This is a genomic window from Winogradskya humida (assembly GCF_016862215.1).
In the GTDB taxonomy this organism is placed as follows: domain Bacteria; phylum Actinomycetota; class Actinomycetes; order Mycobacteriales; family Micromonosporaceae; genus Actinoplanes; species Actinoplanes humidus.
Window position 1 is genome coordinate 119,033 of the sequence record NZ_BOMN01000111.1, and the last position, 16,980, is coordinate 136,012.

Annotated in this window: 17 protein-coding genes; 12 read left to right on the forward strand and 5 right to left on the reverse strand. The window is 69.0% G+C overall.

What is annotated here, in order from left to right; genetic code table 11:
* Nucleotide 1: 1 nt before the first annotated feature.
* Genes Ahu01nite_RS38000 through Ahu01nite_RS38015 form a run of 4 tightly spaced genes read left to right on the forward strand, consistent with a single transcriptional unit; the run spans nt 2 to nt 3,500 of the window.
* Nucleotides 2–1,711, forward strand: coding sequence for an ABC transporter substrate-binding protein (locus Ahu01nite_RS38000; RefSeq protein WP_203841577.1), 1,710 nt, complete (start codon nt 2–4; stop codon nt 1,709–1,711).
* The gene (locus tag Ahu01nite_RS38005) at nt 1,708–2,370 is read left to right on the forward strand and encodes an NHL repeat-containing protein (RefSeq protein ID WP_203841578.1); all 663 of its coding nucleotides are present in this window, start codon (nt 1,708–1,710) and stop codon (nt 2,368–2,370) included. Before Ahu01nite_RS38000 ends, Ahu01nite_RS38005 begins: the two co-directional genes overlap by 4 nt.
* On the forward strand, nt 2,360–2,581 hold the full coding sequence (locus tag Ahu01nite_RS38010; RefSeq protein ID WP_203841579.1) for a hypothetical protein: 222 nt from the start codon (nt 2,360–2,362) through the stop codon (nt 2,579–2,581). Before Ahu01nite_RS38005 ends, Ahu01nite_RS38010 begins: the two co-directional genes overlap by 11 nt.
* Nucleotides 2,582–2,639: 58 nt before the next feature.
* On the forward strand, nt 2,640–3,500 hold the full coding sequence (locus Ahu01nite_RS38015; RefSeq protein WP_203841580.1) for a class I SAM-dependent methyltransferase: 861 nt from the start codon (nt 2,640–2,642) through the stop codon (nt 3,498–3,500).
* 63 nt (nt 3,501–3,563) lie between these two features.
* Here the strand turns inward: Ahu01nite_RS38015 and Ahu01nite_RS38020 are convergent, their stop codons facing one another.
* Together Ahu01nite_RS38020 and Ahu01nite_RS38025 are read right to left on the reverse strand one after the other, a co-directional pair.
* Nucleotides 3,564–5,258 (reverse strand): selenium-binding protein SBP56-related protein, encoded by a 1,695-nt coding sequence (locus Ahu01nite_RS38020; RefSeq protein ID WP_203841581.1) that lies wholly within the window; start codon nt 5,256–5,258, stop codon nt 3,564–3,566.
* Nucleotides 5,259–5,390: 132 nt separating this feature from the next.
* Nucleotides 5,391–6,242, reverse strand: coding sequence for a methyltransferase domain-containing protein (locus Ahu01nite_RS38025; RefSeq protein WP_203841582.1), 852 nt, complete (start codon nt 6,240–6,242; stop codon nt 5,391–5,393).
* Between the two features lie 300 nt (nt 6,243–6,542).
* On the opposite strand from Ahu01nite_RS38025, the gene Ahu01nite_RS38030 reads away from it, so the two are divergent.
* The 4 genes from Ahu01nite_RS38030 (at nt 6,543) to Ahu01nite_RS38045 (ending at nt 10,697) form a co-directional block, all read left to right on the forward strand.
* Nucleotides 6,543–7,661: a glycosyltransferase gene (locus tag Ahu01nite_RS38030; protein WP_203841583.1), complete on the forward strand. Its 1,119-nt coding sequence runs from the start codon at nt 6,543–6,545 to the stop codon at nt 7,659–7,661.
* A 25-nt stretch (nt 7,662–7,686) separates the two neighbouring features.
* Nucleotides 7,687–8,508, forward strand: a complete 822-nt coding sequence (locus Ahu01nite_RS38035; RefSeq protein WP_203841584.1) for an SAM-dependent methyltransferase — start codon at nt 7,687–7,689, stop codon at nt 8,506–8,508.
* Between the two features lie 109 nt (nt 8,509–8,617).
* Nucleotides 8,618–10,165, forward strand: coding sequence for an MFS transporter (locus tag Ahu01nite_RS38040; RefSeq protein WP_203841585.1), 1,548 nt, complete (start codon nt 8,618–8,620; stop codon nt 10,163–10,165).
* Nucleotides 10,152–10,697: an EF-hand domain-containing protein gene (locus Ahu01nite_RS38045; protein WP_203841586.1), complete on the forward strand. Its 546-nt coding sequence runs from the start codon at nt 10,152–10,154 to the stop codon at nt 10,695–10,697. Before Ahu01nite_RS38040 ends, Ahu01nite_RS38045 begins: the two co-directional genes overlap by 14 nt.
* 73 nt (nt 10,698–10,770) lie before the next feature.
* On the opposite strand, the gene Ahu01nite_RS38050 is transcribed toward Ahu01nite_RS38045, so the two are convergent.
* Nucleotides 10,771–12,117 (reverse strand): cytochrome P450, encoded by a 1,347-nt coding sequence (locus tag Ahu01nite_RS38050; RefSeq protein ID WP_203841587.1) that lies wholly within the window; start codon nt 12,115–12,117, stop codon nt 10,771–10,773.
* Nucleotides 12,118–12,343: 226 nt separating this feature from the next.
* Between Ahu01nite_RS38050 and Ahu01nite_RS38055 the strand changes: the two genes are divergently transcribed.
* Together Ahu01nite_RS38055 and Ahu01nite_RS38060 are read left to right on the forward strand one after the other, a co-directional pair.
* Nucleotides 12,344–12,817, forward strand: coding sequence for an SRPBCC family protein (locus tag Ahu01nite_RS38055; RefSeq protein WP_239159472.1), 474 nt, complete (start codon nt 12,344–12,346; stop codon nt 12,815–12,817).
* 7 nt (nt 12,818–12,824) lie between these two features.
* Nucleotides 12,825–13,517 (forward strand): DUF899 family protein, encoded by a 693-nt coding sequence (locus Ahu01nite_RS38060; RefSeq protein WP_203841588.1) that lies wholly within the window; start codon nt 12,825–12,827, stop codon nt 13,515–13,517.
* On the opposite strand, the gene Ahu01nite_RS38065 is transcribed toward Ahu01nite_RS38060, so the two are convergent.
* Both Ahu01nite_RS38065 and Ahu01nite_RS38070 read right to left on the reverse strand, forming a co-directional pair.
* Nucleotides 13,493–14,758 (reverse strand): DUF885 domain-containing protein, encoded by a 1,266-nt coding sequence (locus tag Ahu01nite_RS38065; RefSeq protein WP_239159473.1) that lies wholly within the window; start codon nt 14,756–14,758, stop codon nt 13,493–13,495. The genes Ahu01nite_RS38060 and Ahu01nite_RS38065 overlap by 25 nt on opposite strands.
* On the reverse strand, nt 14,755–15,615 hold the full coding sequence (locus tag Ahu01nite_RS38070; RefSeq protein ID WP_203841589.1) for a class I SAM-dependent methyltransferase: 861 nt from the start codon (nt 15,613–15,615) through the stop codon (nt 14,755–14,757). Before Ahu01nite_RS38070 ends, Ahu01nite_RS38065 begins: the two co-directional genes overlap by 4 nt.
* Before the next feature lie 150 nt (nt 15,616–15,765).
* Here Ahu01nite_RS38070 and Ahu01nite_RS38075 point away from each other — a divergent pair, with 150 nt between their 5' ends.
* Nucleotides 15,766–16,299, forward strand: a complete 534-nt coding sequence (locus Ahu01nite_RS38075) for a carboxymuconolactone decarboxylase family protein (RefSeq protein WP_203841590.1) — start codon at nt 15,766–15,768, stop codon at nt 16,297–16,299.
* Nucleotides 16,300–16,327: 28 nt separating this feature from the next.
* Nucleotides 16,328–16,957: a MerR family transcriptional regulator gene (locus Ahu01nite_RS38080; RefSeq protein ID WP_203841591.1), complete on the forward strand. Its 630-nt coding sequence runs from the start codon at nt 16,328–16,330 to the stop codon at nt 16,955–16,957.
* The last annotated feature ends 23 nt before the right edge of the window (nt 16,958–16,980 follow it).

The following is a 16,980-nucleotide window of genomic DNA, read 5'->3' on the forward strand; positions in this document are numbered from 1 at the left end:
GATGGCCGTGGAAAATCCCCGCTACGGCGGCACGCTGACCATGGTGGGCGCCGGCGACGTTGACTTCCTCGACCCGGCGCTGGCCTACCACACCGTGACGCGCGGCATCATCCGCGCATATACCCGCCAGCTCGTCACGTACCGATCGAGTCTCGACCGGGCGGCCGTTGCCATGATCGTGCCGGACCTGGCGACCGCGGCGGACGGCCCGGACGCGGACGGCCGGCGGTACCGTTTCACCCTCAAGGACGACGTCTGCTGGGACGCGCCCACGCGCATCCGGCCGATCACCGCCCACGATGTCGTACGGGGAATCAAACGGCTGGCCCATCCCCTCGCGCCGAGCCCGGGTCTGCCCTACTTCCTCAGCAGCATCGAGGGCCTGAGCGAGTTTCGTGACCGGGTGGCTGCCGTCGGGGACGACCCCGCCACCATCGCCGATGCCCTGGAGACCACAGGGGTCGCCGGTCTGCGCGCCGAGGACGAGCGGACCGTGACGTTCACGACCATCCGGCCGATTCCCGATTTCCTCAACATCCTCGCGTTGCCGTTCGCGACCCCCGCACCCGTCGAATACCTGCGCGGTGTCCCGGGCACTGCGGCACAGGAACAGCGGGTCATCTCCTGCGGGCCTTACCGGGTCGCCGGTTACCACCCGGGCGAGACGATCGCGCTCACCCGCAGCGCGGCCTGGACGCCGGGCAGCGACGACATCCGTGCCGCGTACGTCGACGAGATCGTGGTCCGCCAGGGACTCGACGAGGACAAGTGCTTCGCGTTGGTCATGTCGGGCGAGGCCGACATGCTCTGGGACATCCAGCCGCCGACCGACCGGCTCCAGGGGCTCTTCGCCACCGGCGACCCGCGTCTCGAGGTCTTCCCGGCCGGACTGTTCAGCCCCTATCTGGTCATCAACATGTGGTCCGCCAACGCCGGCGGGGCACTGGCCCGGCCGAAGGTTCGCCAGGCCTTGCAGTTTGCCGTGGACAAGGCGGAGGTGTCACGGGTCTGGGGCGGTCCGCGCCTGAACGACATCGCCGACCAGCTCCTGCCCCCGTTGTGCACCGCCCACCGGCCGTTCGCGCCGTACGCCACCGGGGGTGGGCGTGGCGACCCGGAGCGCGCCCGCCTGCTGCTCGGTGAGGCGGGATATCCCGAGGGCCTCACTCTCAAGCTGGTGTTCCGCGACCGCGACATCCACCCGGAGACCGCCGAGGTCGTCCGCGAGGCGCTCGCCCGGGCCGGAATCACCGCGGAACTCGTCCCCGCCTCGATCGGTGAGCTGTTCGGTTCGTACCTCGCCTCGCCGCGGGCCGCCCGCGAAGGGCGCTGGGACATCGCGCTGACCGGCTGGGAGCCCGACTGGCACGGCCACAACGGCCGGGTCTATCTGCAGGCGCTGTTCGACAGTTCGGCGGCGTCGGGTGACGAGGGCTGGGGCACCAACTTCGGCCACTACCGCAGTGCCCGTACCGACCAGCTGATCGCCGGCGCGCTGAGCAGCTCCGACCAGGACCTGGCCGACGAACTGTTCCGCAGCGCCGAGGCCGAGATCATGCAGGACGCCGCGGTCGTTCCGATCCTCTTCGCCCACCAGTACTGGCTGCACGCGTCACGGGTCCGCGGCTGGCTGCCGTACCCGGTGCTCAACGGGGACCTGACGAATCTGTGGCTGGACGGCACCGACGACCGGGAGGGATACCACCTATGACCACGCCGACCACGCGAGTCGCCGCGGTGCAGCGCTCGCTACCCGCCCCCGGCACCTACATGTGCGGGCTCACCTGGGACGGCGAGGTGTTCTGGCACTCCGATCAGGAGGCGCTGCTCATCTCCGCCCTTGACCCGGTGACCGGGGCCGTCCAGCGCTCGTTCACGAACTCCTGGGTGCGGGCCGACCTGACGACACACGACGGGGAGCTCTACCAGATCGGGGGCCGCCCGAAACGACTCGTCCGGATCGCCCCGCAGGCCGGCGAGGTCCTGGGACACGTCACCGTCGCGCCACCGAGCGGGCGGCTCTGCGGCGTAGAGGCGGCACCGGAGGGTGTCTGGATGGCCCTGCGGTCGCCCGACGTCGTCCAGCTGCGTGACTACGCCACGATGGAGGTGCAACGCGAGATCCCCATCGAGGCGCCCCCCTCGGGCCTGACCCGCACCCCTGGGCTGATCGTCTTCGGCGAGTACGAGGACGGCCTGCTGCACGCGATCGACCGGGATACCGGCAAGCCCTGCGGCCGGGTCCGGGTCGAGGGCCGCCCCACCGGTCTCACGTACGACGGCGAGCACGTCTGGTACTGCGACTTCCCGGCCCGGGCGCTCAAGGCCGTGCGGGTGCAAGACCTGGTGGAGGATCACGATGCTGCCTGAACCCAGGCTGGTCAAGGCCGTCGAATACAACATGAAAGGCCAGTGCGGCCGGATGCACGCCGTTGCTTCCTACGACGGTGCGCTGTGGCCGGCCACCGTCTGCGGCCTGGCTGGTCAAGCGTATGTGCCGACGGGATCGTCCTACGTCCCCGGTCAGGGCGACCCGAACTGCGCCTCCTGCGAAGCCGCCCTGGCCGAGGCCGACGGGTGAACCGGACGCTTCACTAAGATATGGTGCAAGCGCCCAGCGTGCCGAAAGGAGTTGCGTCATGACCGCACCCGGGTTCGATCCGGTGAAGTTCAAAGCAGGACAACGTGCACTGTGGAATTCCGCCAGTGAGGTGTGGAGCGATCTTCCTGCCGAGTTCGCAGCCGGTGCCGCGTTGCTCGACCGGGAGTTGCTGCGCCTCAGCGGGCTCCGCGCCGGACAGCGCGTGCTCGATGTGGCCTGCGGCACCGGTGACACGGCGCTCGCCGCCGCACGAGTGGCCGGCGCCGACAGCATGGTGACGGGCATCGACCTGGCTCCCGACATGATCGCCGTGGCTCGCAAGCGGGCGGACGGGCTGGCGAACGTGGAGTTCCGGGTCGCTGACGCGGACGACCTCGAGCAGGAGCCCGGCTCGTACGACGTCGTACTCAGCCGATGGGGCCTCATGTTCTCCACGGACAGGGCCGGGCTGTTCAGGCGGCTGCGGGAGCTGCTGACCGACGGCGGGGTGCTGGCGGCGGTGACGTGGGGGCCCGATCAGAGGTCGCCGATGATGTCGCTGGGCGGCAGCGTGTTGTCCGCCCGGCTGGAGCTTCCCACCCCACCGCGGGGTGCCCCGGGCCCGAGCGGCATGGTGGACGCGGACGCGGTGCGGGCGGAGTTCACCGCTGCGGGCTTCTCCGACGTCGAGGTCACCGAGTTCATGGTGCCCTTCAGTGTGTCGTCACCACAGCGCTACGCGGCGTTCGTCAAGGAGATGTCGCCGCCGATGATGAAGCAGATGCTCCAGCAGCGCTTCGGCGCCGCCGACGATCCCACCACCTGGCAGCAGGTGGCCGACGCAGCCGAGCCCTATGTGTCCGGTGACGGCACGGTGCAGCTTCCGAGCAGCACCAACCTCATCCGCGCGGTCCGATAGCACCATGACGGGCTCACGCGGACGGTCTGCCCGTCCGCGTGAGCCCGTCATGGTGCGGCGATCTCAGTGCCGTGCGGAACCCGAGGCGGCGAACAGCACCCCGTGCGGCCGGGCGTACCCGGTGGCGCCGTGCGGCCACGCCGTCCGGTTGAACTGCAGGCATGCCTGCCCGGTGTATTCGTCGCGGAACGCTTGATCGATGCTCAGCGTGCCGTCGGGGGCCTGGCGCAGCATGCAGATCCGGTGGTCGCCGTCGATCCCGGTGGGAGCCACGAAGTAATTGGCCACCGCCAGCCGGTCGGGGTGGGTGGTCTCCCGGATGCGACCCCGGGCGTCGGTGACGAAGTTGTCGAGGGCACCCCAGTGCGGACCCACGCCCACGTTCGCCGAGGTGGTGTCGCGGATCGGTACGGCGTTGACGAGCGCCGGGCAGTCCGGCTCGGATCCGCCGTTCTCGATCTCGGCGAGCTCATCGACCGAGCAGCGGGCGTTTCTGCCGGCCGAGACCAACTTCTGGACGTCGAGGACGTAGACCATACCGGTCTGCTCCTCGCGTGGCAGGAAGCCGTTGGTGCCCATGACCGCGTGGTAGAGGTACCGGTCGTCCGGGCTGAGCTGAAGCCAGCTGCCGCCGTCGAAGGCCCCGCTGAGGGGCCCGTCCGGCTGGAAGGAGCGGTAGGCCGTCGTGTCGTCGAAGACCTCACGCCACACCGGCTTCGCGGCGGTGATGTCCGGCGTGTAGAAGACCGTGCCGCCCTGCATCGTGGAAGCGAACGCACCCCGGTGCTTGCGCTCATGGGTCAGCGCGGTCTCCATCACCATCCGCTGTTCGTCGGAGAAGGCGTCCGGGTCCGGGGGGCGCGGTCCCTTGGGAAGATGCGACACCGACAGCAGCCGGGGCCGGTTGCGGTTTGCTATGTCCCAGATTCGTACGGTGTCGCGGGACAGGTAGGGGTTGCGAGAGCCCTCCGTCGGCGCGACGACGTTGCGGATCTCCACGTAGTCGCTGGTCACCATCCGGTTGAGATCCTCGCGTACACCGATGCCGTGCGGGTTCGCACACGACGGCACGGGGAGCGACGGCACGGACGGGCAGGTGACCGGGTCCTCCGGGGTGGCCAGGGCCGCCGCGGTCTCACTGAGCGTGCGGCCGGAGGAGTCGATGCGTACCACCTCACCGGGTGTGCCGGCGAACCCGTTGCCGGTCCGGACGGAGCCGTCGCTGTAGGTGCACGGCCCGCTCACGTTGGGGCCGCCCATGTACGTGCCGTACGCCGTGTTGTCGTTGAGCACCCAGTAGGCGTCCGGCGCGGTGCCGCACGGGGTGTCCAGTGGTGTATTGACCCCGCTGAGCCGCAGCTCGGGCAGGTGGGTGGTGTCGAAGACGAAGGTCGTGTCGCTCAGGATCCCGCCCGCGTACAGCGATTGGCCCTGATGCCACGTGTACTGCATGTGATGCGGCTCGTTGCCCGTGTTCGGGCCCAGGGTCACCGTGTTGACCACCTTGCCGTACGACGGCGAGTCCGCGGACGCGTCGACGACGGCGAGGAAGTCGGGATCAGGTGACTCGCCGGAGGCGGTGCCACCGGCCCAGACCAGCAGCCATTGGTGCGGCCGGCCGCTGCGGGCGTATGGAACGGTGTGGTTGAACGCTGTGTACGTCACGCCGTCCGACCCGGTGACACTGGAGCGGACGGTGCCGGGGCGCTCGCCGGCCCCGGACGGGACCGCGCCGGCCGTTCCCGCGGAGATCAACACCAAGGTGCTCGCGATCCCCAGGAGACTTGCTCCGCCGCGCCGTAACTGTGTTCTGTACCGATCACTCGGCATGCTTCCCCCTAGCAGACACTTTCTCGGTCGGTGAAATACCCGGGCGCGGTGGTGCCGGCCTCAGGCCGGGCTGGTCGTCTCCCGGGCGCGCTCCGCCGTCAGGAGCAGATAGCCGGGCTCGTCGATCGCCAGGCAGTCCTCGAAGACGGAGACAAAGGTGTGCACCATCTCGGTGCCGTAGAGCTCCTCCAGCTCGGCGCGCTGCTTCTCGACGTTCGCGATCATCTCCCGGTGGTGGCGCATGGTCTGCCGGGTGATGTCAAGGAACTCCACCTGATGGAGCCCCGCCGACCGCAGCAGCGGCGGGAACTCCTCGGGCAGCAGCAGCTCGCCGTTGAGTGACAGCCGCCGGTAGGCCTCCACGACCTGAGCGGCGTGCCCGTACAGGGGTTCCTTGCGGAAGAAGATGGTCAGCACGATCCGGCCACCGGGTCTGAGCACCCGGCGCACCTCACTGAACACCCGTGGCAGGTCCGTCATGTGCACGATGGACTCGATGGCCAGGACGGCGTCGAACGATCCGTCGCCGAACGGCAGTGCCAGCGCGTCAGCGACCTGGAACCCGACGCGGTCGTCCACACCCGCGTCATGTGCGGCCTGCCGTGCCTTCTCCACGAGCACCGTGCTGGTGGCGACGCCGGTGACGCTCACGTCGGCCGCCTTGCCCAGGCGCACCGCCGGGGCGCCGAGCCCGCAGCCCAGATCGAGCACCGTGGCGCCCGGCACGAGGCCGAGCCGTTCGATCATCATGTCGGTGAGCCGGTCCGTGGCCTCCTGCACCGAGCTCGGGTCGCCCGGCGACGTCCAGTAACCAAGATGGACGTTGTCGCCGACCAAGCGGTTGATCATCGGAACCGCGTGGTCGTAGAAGGCGATCACCTCGTCGGTGGTGGGACGGTACGCCTGATCCATGCGAGCCTCCTGGAGACACCTGCGGGGCAGGGAAGCGCCGATGCCGATCTGGTCGGCCGCTAAACTTCATAAAGATATGCCGATGCATGCAGCGTGGCAAGATGTCATCCGGGGCCGTCGAATGTGTCCTGTAGTGGCATTTGCCCGGCATTCCAGGGGTCGCGCGCCGCAATCCGCGAGAGTGGCTCCGGCATCTTCTCTGCTACGCTAACCAATAGTCAGTGTAGATCGACTAAATTCGATGAGTGGTCGGCCACTGTGGAGTAGGCCGATTGCGGTCCTGTCGACGGGGGACTACCCATGCGCATTCTCTTCGTGCCCGCACCGGCTGTCGGGCACGCGTATCCCATGGTCCCGCTGGCCTGGGCCTGCCGTGCCGCCGGGCACGAGGTCGCGTTCGCCACGGCAGGCGACGGCGTGAGCGTGGCCCGGGCGGGTATTCCCGTGCTCGACGCCCTGCCCGGTGTCACCTCGCAGCAGATGCTGTCGAGCTTCGTCACCGACGCGCCGGAGCTGTTCCTGCCCTTCGAGGGCGATCCGGCCGCGGACATGGCACGGCGTAAACCGTTCATCGTCGCCGTCTGGGACCGCTACGTGGACGTGCATCTCGAGGTGGCCGCGCGGTTCTCACCGGACCTCATCGTCTCGGACTCCGTCTTCGCTGTCGGGCTGCTGGCGGCAGCGCTGCACCAGGTGCCGGTGATCTCATTCGATGTCGGGATCGTTCGTTTCGCCCCCGGCCTGGTGCGCGAGCTGCCCGCGGGAGTCGCGTTCCGCCGCCACGGTGCCCGTGTGCCGGAGCACGTGCAGACGATCGCGGTCGCCCCTGGCATCCTCGCCGACGAGGAGCCCCCGCCCGGCATCGCCATGCGGTTCGTGCCCTACAACGGCGGCGCTGCGGTGCCCGCCTGGGCCTGGCGGCGCGGCGACCGGCCACGTGTGGTCGTCTCGGCCGGATCGCTGCTGCCCGGTTCCGAGGCGCCCGAACTCCTGGAACGTATCGTCCGGGTGGCTGCGGACGTGGACGCGGAGTTCGTGGTCACTCTGGGTACCGCGGACACCGGCCCGCCGGCCGGCCTGCCGGCCAACGTCCGGGTGACCGGCTGGCTGCCGCTGCACACCGTGCTGCCCACCTGCGCCGGGGTCATTCATCACGGCGGGGACGGGACGACGCTCACCTGCGCCGCTCTGGGGGTGCCGCAGCTCATTGTGCCGGCCGGACCGCAACGGGTGCTCAACGCCGAGATCGTCCGCGGGCGGGGCGCCGCACAGGTCCTGCCTGACTTCCCGGACGCGACGCAGATCAAGGCGTTGCTCGCGGACGACGATCTGCGCGCGGCAGCTGCCGGGTTGCGCGCCGAGATTTCGGCACTACCCGCGCCGGCCGAGGTTGCCGCGCGGCTCACCGAGCTGTTCTGACGACGCATCCCACGAGGAGAAAGCGATGTCCACGACAGAGACGCCCCGCTCCGAGTACGTCGGCAAGGTCTTCAACTGGATGGCCGAGCTGATCGAGATCCAGGGCGGCAGCATGCATGTCGGGTACTGGACCGGGCCCGATGACCACTCACCGATGCTCGAGGCGATCAACCGGTGCACCGACCTGGTCGTCTCCCAGCTACGCCTGGGCCCCCGCGACCGTCTGCTCGACATCGGGTGCGGTGTCGGCGTGCCGGCGATCCGTGCCGCCCACATGTACGACGCGGACGTGGTCGGCATCGCCAACAGCGAGTGGCAGGTCGAGGAGGCCCAGCTCCGCGTCAAGCAGCACGGCGTGCGTGCCCATGTGACGATCGAGTTCGGCGACGCCAACGCCCTCAAGTATCCCGACGCCTCCTTCGACGCCGTGCTTGCGTTCCAGTCGTTGCAGCACGCCGAGGACCGGAGTCGGTGGCTCGACGAGATGTTCCGCGTGTTGCGTCCCGGCGGACAGGTCGTGATCGTCGACTTCTACGCCCGGACACCGCTCACCGACGAGGATCGGCAGATCCTGCTCGCCCAGGGCATGGAGCCGCCGTTGCCGAGCGATGAGCTGCGGGCCACCATCGCCGCCAGCGGATTCGTGATCGGCGACGTCATCGACGGCAGCGAGAACGTCCGCCGCTCGTACCCCGCCTACTTCGATCGCCTCGACCGGATCCGTGACGATCTCTCGGCCACGCTCGGCGACAAGGTGGCCATGCAGGAACAGGCCATGCGGCGGATGCTGCCCATCTACCAGCACAAGATCGGCTTCCAGATCATCTCAGCGGACAAGCCCGAGTGAGCTCGACGCTCGCCGGCGGAAAGGGATCATGACCGGGCAGACAAGATCGCAGACTACGCCATCCGGACCGGCGGGCGGCCCCACTGCGGCAGGTGACGAGTCGCAGCGGGTGACACCGCGTATGTGGCTCGGCCTCATGGCGCTCTCGTTGTCGGCGATGATGCACGGCGTCGACGCCATGGTGGTCAGTGTGGCCAGCCCGACGATCAGCAGGGAGCTGAACACCGGGCTGCACCAGCTGTTATGGATCACCACCGGGTACATGCTGGGCTATGCGGCCAGCCTGGTGGCCGCCGGCATGCTCGGCGACCGGTACGGCCACCGGCGGGTGTTCCTGGTCGGGATCATCGGCTTCGTGGTGAGTTCCGTGCTGGTCGGGCTGTCCGGAGGGATCGGTACGCTGATCGCCTGGCGTATCGTGCAGGGGATCTGCGGTGGCGCCCTGGTGCCGTCCGCGCTGGCCATCATCCGGCTCACGTTCCCGCCGGACCGGATGAAGATCGCTATCGGTGTATTCGTCGGCACGTTCGCACTCTCCTCGGCGGGTGGCCCGGCTCTCGGCGGCGTCGTCGTGGAGTACGCCGGCTGGCGCTGGGCGTTCTTCATCAACGTCATCGCCGGCACGGTGACGTTCGTGCTCGCGCTGCTGCTGATCCGGCCCACCCCTGCGGTCGGTGCCCGTCGCGGCCTCGACATTCCCGGCGTCCTGCTGCTCGCACCTGCGCTCGCCGCGTTCGTGCTGGGCATCAACCAGGTCGCCACCGAAGGTTGGACGGGCGCGGTGCCGCTGACCTCGTTCGCGGTGGCAGTCATCCTCGGTGTCCTGCTGGTGGCCCGCGAACGGGCGGCAACGCACCCGCTGCTGCCACCGGCGCTGTTCCGGCCGCGTGCCTTCATTGTCGGCAACCTGCTCATCCTGGTCGCCGGCGGACTGCTGTTCGCTGTCTGGTTCTATCTGTCGTTGTTCCTGCAGAACGTCCAGAACGCATCCCCGCTGCGCACCGGCGTCGATCTGCTGCCGATCGCCGCAGCGGGGATCTTCGGCGCCCCGTTCAGCGGGGTGCTGAACCAGAAATTCGGGGCGCGGCTGCCACTCGCCATCGGGGTGGCACTGTCGGGGGTCAGTTTCTTCGCGTTGTCCCGGCTGTCGATCGACTCCGGGTATTCCTCGCTCTGGCCAGTGCTGGTCATCATCGGGTTGAGCATGAGCTTCATCGTTCCGGTCGCCACCGAGGCGGTGGTGAGCAGTGCTCCCGCGGAACAGGCGGGGGTGGCCTCCGGCATTGCGGAGACCATGGGCAGTCTGGGGCCGGCACTGGGCGTTGCCGCGGTCGGCACGGCGATGGCCTTCGCCGTCGAACACGACCTGAACACCCAGGCGGCCCGGGCCGGACTCGACGGGGTGACCACCGAGCGGCTCCACGACGGGGTGGAGGAGATCGCCCAGGGCGCCAACCCTGGCGGACTGCCGGACACGCTGACCGCGGCCGTATCGCGCGTGGTCGACCAGTTGTTCACCGACGGGTGGCACACGGTCCTCATCGGCTCGATGATCGCGGTGCTGGTGCTGCTTCCACTCGTCTGGCTCATCGCCACGTCCACGCCGGAGCGCGAGGACGCAACTTCACGTCTGGGAGGTTCGGATGGAGATCAGTGACCTGCGGCGGCGCAAGCTCGAGAAGTCCTACGGGTCCATCGATGTCGATCAGGACAGGGTGATCGACGAGCTGGATGTCACCGCACTGTCGCAGATCTGGTGCGACACCTACGACCTGCCGCCCCGCTCGCCGGCCTGGCGCAGGATTCACGGCCAGGGGCAGCAGATGTTCCGGGGCATGGCCGGGTCGGTCGACGCCGAGGGCATCAAGCGCGTCACCCTCGACGACTGGCTGACCTGGGGCACCAAGCCGGAGTTCGCCGAGTTTGTGGAGCGTGACGCGATCCCGTACAGCATGGCGGTCTTCTCGGCGGCCGACAAGGACGAGGACGGCAAGATCAATGCCGCGGAGATGATGGCGGCGCAGATTCGCGGTGGCATGAGCGAGCAGGAGACCGCCGACGCGTTCGGCGTCCTGGACACCGACGAGGACGGCTACGTGACGTTCGACGAGTACGTCGCCGCCGCCCGCGACTTCTACCTGAGCGAGGACCCGGAGGCCCGGGGCAACTACATCGCCGGTGATCTGTAACAACGTTCGACGGTGGCCCCGGGACCCGTACGGGTCCCGGGGCCACCGTGCCGGGTCGTCGCCTCGTGACCGGTCACCAGCCTGCGCGGCGATGCGGCACCATCGGCAACGAGTCCACCGGCATGGTCAGTGCAGGCTTGGGCCGCGGCGTGTGGCCGGGGAGCGCGGTGAACCGCCACCGTCCGGTCATCGCCGCCAGCACGATGATCATTTCGGCCCACGCGAACTGCTCACCGATGCAGCCGTGGACACCCGTGCCGAAAGGTATGAAGGCGCCACGCGGTATCTGGCTCGCGCGCTCCGGCAGCCAGCGGTCGGGGTCGAAGCGCTCCGGCTCGCGATGGATGGCCGGATTGTGGTTGAGGGCGTGGAAGCTGTAGAGCACGGACGCACCCGCCGGGATGCGGTATCCGCCGAGGCTTGTCTCGCGCGTGGTCACGCGGCTCTGGAAGAAGCCTTGGGTGCGGACTCGTAATGTCTCGGTCAGCGTCCGCCGGGTGTAGTCGAGCCGGCGGACATCGAAGTATCCCGCGGGCCGTCCGCCCAGCACCGTGTCGAGCTCCTCGTACAGCCGCTTCTCCACATCGGGATGCTGGTTGAGCTCGTGCAGCGTCCAGCACAACGTGTTGGCGACGGTGTTGCTACCCGCGATGAAGAACGTGATGACCTCGTCGTGCAGTTGCTCGTCGGTCATGGCCGGGCGACCGTGCTCATCCGTGGCGAACACCATCATGGACAGCAGGTCTTTACGGTCCTCGCCGGCGGTCCGATAGGAATCGATGACGCTGCCGATGGTGTCACGCAGGTGTGTTGCCGCGGCCTCGAACCGGCGGTTCGACGGTGTGGGCAGACGGCTGAGCAGTCCGGTGGCGTCCGTCATCCGGCCGAACAGCCCGCTCAGTACCTCCGAGGTGGCGGCGAGGAACGCGGGCCGGTCGAAGGCCGTCTCCGGGCTGAAGATGACCTGCGTGACGTTGGCCAGGGCCAGCTCGTCCAACTCCTGGTCGAGCCGGACGACCTGGCCGTCCTGCCAGGAACGGATCCGCTGCTCGGTCAGGTCGCCCATGATGGTGCAGTAGTGCTCGATCCGGCGCCGGTGGAACGCCGGCTGGATGATTGCTCGTTGCCGCCGGTGGAACTCTCCCTCCGAGATGCCCAGGCCGTTGCCGAACATCGTCCGGAAGCGTTCGGCGATCGGGCCGCCCCGGCCGAAGATCTCGGGTTGCCGCATGACCGCGCGCATCAGGTCAGCAGTGTTGATGACGTACATCGGGGTGCGACCGAGGCGGATCATGGTGACCGGGTCGCCCGACTGCAGCCCGATCAGGAGATCGCCCGGGTTCTTCTTCATGGCCAGGCCGTGCCCGAGGAGAGGGCGCGCTCCGGGTGCGAGAGCGGGTGTGAGAAGTGTGTCCGTCATTTGCCGACGTCCCCCGTTCGAGGGTTCTTCGTGAGCGCACCGATCCGCTCGGCGCGGAACTCGCGGACAAGCCGCGCTTGCGCCCAGGGTTTACTAAAATATCATATAGTTAAATGGCGAACAAGCGCGCTTCGGCGATCAGCCGCGGCCCGGGTCGCCGTGGTAGGGTCGCACCCGTCGATTTGTCCCTCCAATGGTGGAGATGGTGGCGATGTCGCCAGAGGCGATGAAGCTTGAGAATGCACCGGTCGTGGAGACCGGAATGCTGATGCGCAAACCGGTGGACGAGGTTTTTGAAGCTTTCGTCAATCCCGAGATCACCACGAAATTCTGGTTCACCGACAGCACGGGCCCGCTCGAGCCCGGTGCGGAAGTACAGTGGACCTGGTCGTTCTACGGCGTTTCCACGCCGGTGCGGGTGCACGAGTTCGACAAGAACGCCAAGCTGGTGATCGAGTGGGGCGAGCGCCCCGCGTCCACGACGTTCACCGTCACGTTCACCCCGAAGGGTGATGACGCGACATACGTCGAGATCAAGGAAAGCGGCTTCGGCGGCGACACCGGCGACGACGTCGTGGCGTGGGCACTGGGGTCGATGGGCGGCTTCACCCAGGCGCTCGCGGCGTTCAAGGCATACCTCGATCACGGGATCGTCGTGCGGATCGTGGCCGACCGGTTCCCCGACGGTAAGCATTCCTGAGTCCGGCATGGCTGACACCGAGGGTGTCTTCCTGCCGATGTGGCCGGACGGCGCCAGCGACGACTACATCCGCGCCCGGATGGACCTGGCCGCGGCGGAGCGGCGGCTGCGCGACGAGATCGAGAACGTCGCTGCCGCCCGCAGGGCGCTGCCGCCCGGCGCCGTCATCGAGGACTACATCCTCACCGAGGGCGATCCGCAGCGGCAGACCAGAATCTCCCAATTGTTCGGTGACCATGACACTCTCGTGATCTACCACCTCATGTTCCATCCCGACGCCGACGCCGCCTGCCCGATGTGCTCCATGTGGGTCGACGGCTTCCACGGCGTCAGTCATCATCTCGCCCAGCACGCCGGGTTCGCGGTCGTTGCGAAGGCGCCGCAGGCAAAGCTGCTGGACTGGGCCGCCAAACGAGGGTGGGACGGCCTGCGTCTGCTCTCCAGCCACGGCACGACGTTCAACGCCGATCTGCGCGCCGAACACCCCAACGGTGATCAGCGACCGATGATCAGTGTTTTCACCCGGGACCCGGGCACCACGGCGATCCGCCACGTCCACTCGCTGCCGGCGAACTTCGTCGACGGGTCCCAGCGTGCCATCGACCTGCTGTCTCCGGTGTGGAACGTGCTCGATCTGCTCCCCGGTGGACGCGGCGAGTGGTATGCGGAGAACGGTTACGCCGGTCGCGACCGCGGCTGACCTGACCCGGTGCCCCGGCCGTCAGGCCGGGCACCGGTCAACTCCTGCCGTAGCTGCGTGGGCAGCAGCGGCTCGCTGAGCAGCCGACCGTAACGCCGCAGCCGCGCCGTGCCCGGTGGTGCGACGGCGAGCCAGGCCCCGACCAGCCGCGAACCCTCCGCGTACGTGGTGGTGTACGCCCGCCACAGCGGGTGCGTCAGGAACCGCACGGTATGCCGTGCCTGCACCTCGTCCAGTAGCATCCAGCGCCGGAGGTACGCCACCACGTCGTCCTCGCCGGCGCCGTGGGCGTGCAGCAGCAGCGCCGCGTCCTGCCGCACACCCAGCAACGAGCGGGTCAGCTCCCACAGCCTGGCCCCGGTGACCCCGTCGATGTCGATCCCGATCCCGGCCAGCAACCGGGTGTTCCACGCACCCCACTGGTCATCCAGCAGAATTTCCAGTGCCTGCTCGGCGGTGCCCTCCGCGATCAGGCACTGCGGCGTGTTCACCAGGGTGATGCTGTGCTCCGCCTGGCCCAGCACGCGTACCAGATGCGCCTCTTTGACACACCGTTCGGTGTGATGACCCGGATAGGCCTCATGGGTGGCGAGGATGGGCACGGCCGACAACCCGTGCGCACCGGCGGCGTTCAGGCTGACGTGGGAACGGAAATCCCCCCGGTAGTCGTTGAAGGCGTTCCACGGCGCATCAGTGACCACGGTGAACTCGGTGCCCTCGGCTTCCGGAAGGGGGAACGCGGCGCGGGCTCGCGTACGCAACTCCGCAGCCACCAGCCCGACGGCCTCGCCCAGGCGATCGCGTGCGGCGCTGTCCCGGGCCCGGAACGCGTCCAGCCGCTCGGCCAGGGGCGCCGCACCGGGGAGCAATGCGGCCATCGCGTCGTGCACCTCCGCGTAGCGGTCGGTCTCACCGAGTTCCACGGTCACGTCGAAGCACGCCTCGAGTTCCGCCACGAACGGCAGTTCCGCACCGTCCAGCCGGCGCGCGCAGCACTCCACCGCCCGTAATTGGCCGGCCAGGAAGCGGCTCCGGTCCGGCTCCAGCGCTCCGGCGTCCAGCTCACGCAGCAGCCGCCGGGCCTCCGCGGCGAGCTCGCCGGGGTGAGGTCGTGGCTCATCGGCGACCTGACGTGCCGGTGCCGGTTCGCCGAAGTAGCAGTCGACATAGCCGTCGACCAGACGTCCCATCCGCAGGCCGAGCTGCAGGTAGTCACGGACGACGGGTTCTGGGGCGTTCACTCGGGCCTGACCCCGCGCACGCACCATGCGGTCGACGGCATTTCCAGCGACCCGTTGTCCCCTGCGGCAGCGCGTTCGGCGGCGGCCCGAACCTCCGCCCAGACCTGCCCGTCGTCGGCGCCGTACGCGTCGGTGACGGCCGCGGCGACCGCCGGTGGCAGCGTGTCGCGGGTGAACCGGACGTACTCGTCGGCGTCGCGCAGCCGGAAGGGCACGGTGCACTCGGTGACGGTGACACCACCGAACCCGGCCGCCGTGAGATGACCGGCCAGCGTGCCGGGATCGGCCAGGCTGTAAGGCCCCGGTGTGCCGGGCGCCGGGGCAGGCAGGGTCAGCAGTCCTGCGACGCTCGCGTAGCCGACGCTCATCATGGGCACGCTCCCGGGCCCGCTCCACACCGCTGCGGCCAGCACCCCGCCGGGAACCAGCAGCCGGTACGCCGCCCGCAGCGCCGCGACCGGATCCACCGCGAACATCAACCCGAAACGGCTGAGCACGACGTCAAAGGGCTGCTCGGGCAGACCGGGCGACTCCACGTCAGCCGGCCGGAAGTCGATGCCCGCACCAGCGCAGCGCCGGCGGGCCGCGGCGAGCATGGCCGGGGAGATGTCGGTGGCGACGACATGCCCCTCGGGACCCACCCGCCGGGCCGCCGACAGCGCGGGCTCCCCGAGCCCGGTGGCGATGTCGAGCACCCGCTGGCCCGGGTGCACCGCGGCCAGGCGCAACAGTTCCCCGGTGACCGTGGCCGCGCCGCGTTCGAAGATGTCCATGCTGGAGATCCAGCCGTCAGCGATGGCATCCCAGAGCGCGCGCTGCTGGTCCTTGATCGTCTTGACATCCGGGGTGCCGGTCATGACTCGATCCTGTCGTGGCCGTCCCGTCGCGCGTTCTTCTATCTTGCGGTGATCGTCGCGCCGGTGATTGCGCAAGCTGCGAGTAGCCGGGGCATCGGGCACCCGCCACGATGGTCACATTCCCCCGACTGGCGAGGAGTCGATGTCGTCGTGTCGCACATCAGCCTTCCCGAACAGGTGCCTGGGCTGATCGCCCTGGCTCAGCAATACCCCGACACCGCGGGCCCGCTGTTCATGCTTGCCGAAGCCGTACTGCGGGGCCCGTCGCCGCTCACCGCCGGTGAGCGCGAACTGATCGCGTCCTACGTCTCGGAGCGCAATGAGTCCTTGTTCTGCACGGAGAGCCACCGTGCCACCGCCCGGTTCCTGCTGCCGGACCCCGGGCTGATCGACCGGATCGGCGGGCCGGAGGGCACGCAGGCGGCCGGCGAGAAGCTGGCCGCACTGCTCGCGATCGCCGATGCCGTCGCCCAGGGCGGCACCTGCGTCACGCCGGCGCTGATGGACCGGGCCCGGCAGGCGGGCGCCGACGAGCGCACCCTGCACGACACCGTACTCACCGCGGCCATCATGTGCATGTACAACCGCTACGTGGACGGTCTTGGCGCGTGGGCACCCGAGGATCCGAACCACTACACCGCCATCGGCGAGTCGCTGGGCAGCGTCGGCTATACCCCCCGGTGACCCTCCGGCGCCGCCCCGGGGACCGTCCATGAAGATCGCTGAACTCAGCCGCCGGACCGGCGTGCCGGTGCCGACCATCAAGTACTACCTGCGTGCGGGACTGCTGCCCGCCGGGGAGCGGACCAACGCGAACCAGGCCCGGTACGCGGACCTGCACGTGCAGCGGTTGCGGCTGGTCCGGATACTGCTGAGCATCGGAGGACTCTCGGTCGCCGAGGTCAGCCGGCTCCTGGCGGAACTGGACCGGCCGCGCCCCGACATGCCGGCGGCCCTGGGATCGGCGTCGCTGCCGCCGGCCCTCGGCACGCCGCCCGATCCGCCGATGCTGGCGGCCGCGCTGAGCACCACCGACGCGATGATCAAGCGGTGGGGCTGGAATGCCGGTGCCGACGTCCCGGCCCGGCACGCGGTCGCGGACGTCATCCGGGCACTGTGGGAGATGGATCTCAACATCACCGATGAGCTGCTCGATTGTTACGCCGAGGCTGCTGTGGCCAGTGTGACCGCCGACCGGGCGTTGTGCGACGACGTGAGGCCGGCGGACACGGGTGCCCATCGGGCCGTGGCGTCCATCGTCGGCGACGGGCTCATCGCAGCCCTGCGACGACTTGCCGATCAGAGCCCCCGGGACATGGCGGATGACGGCACCGGGCATTGATCACCCGGGCAGTTCCACCCCTC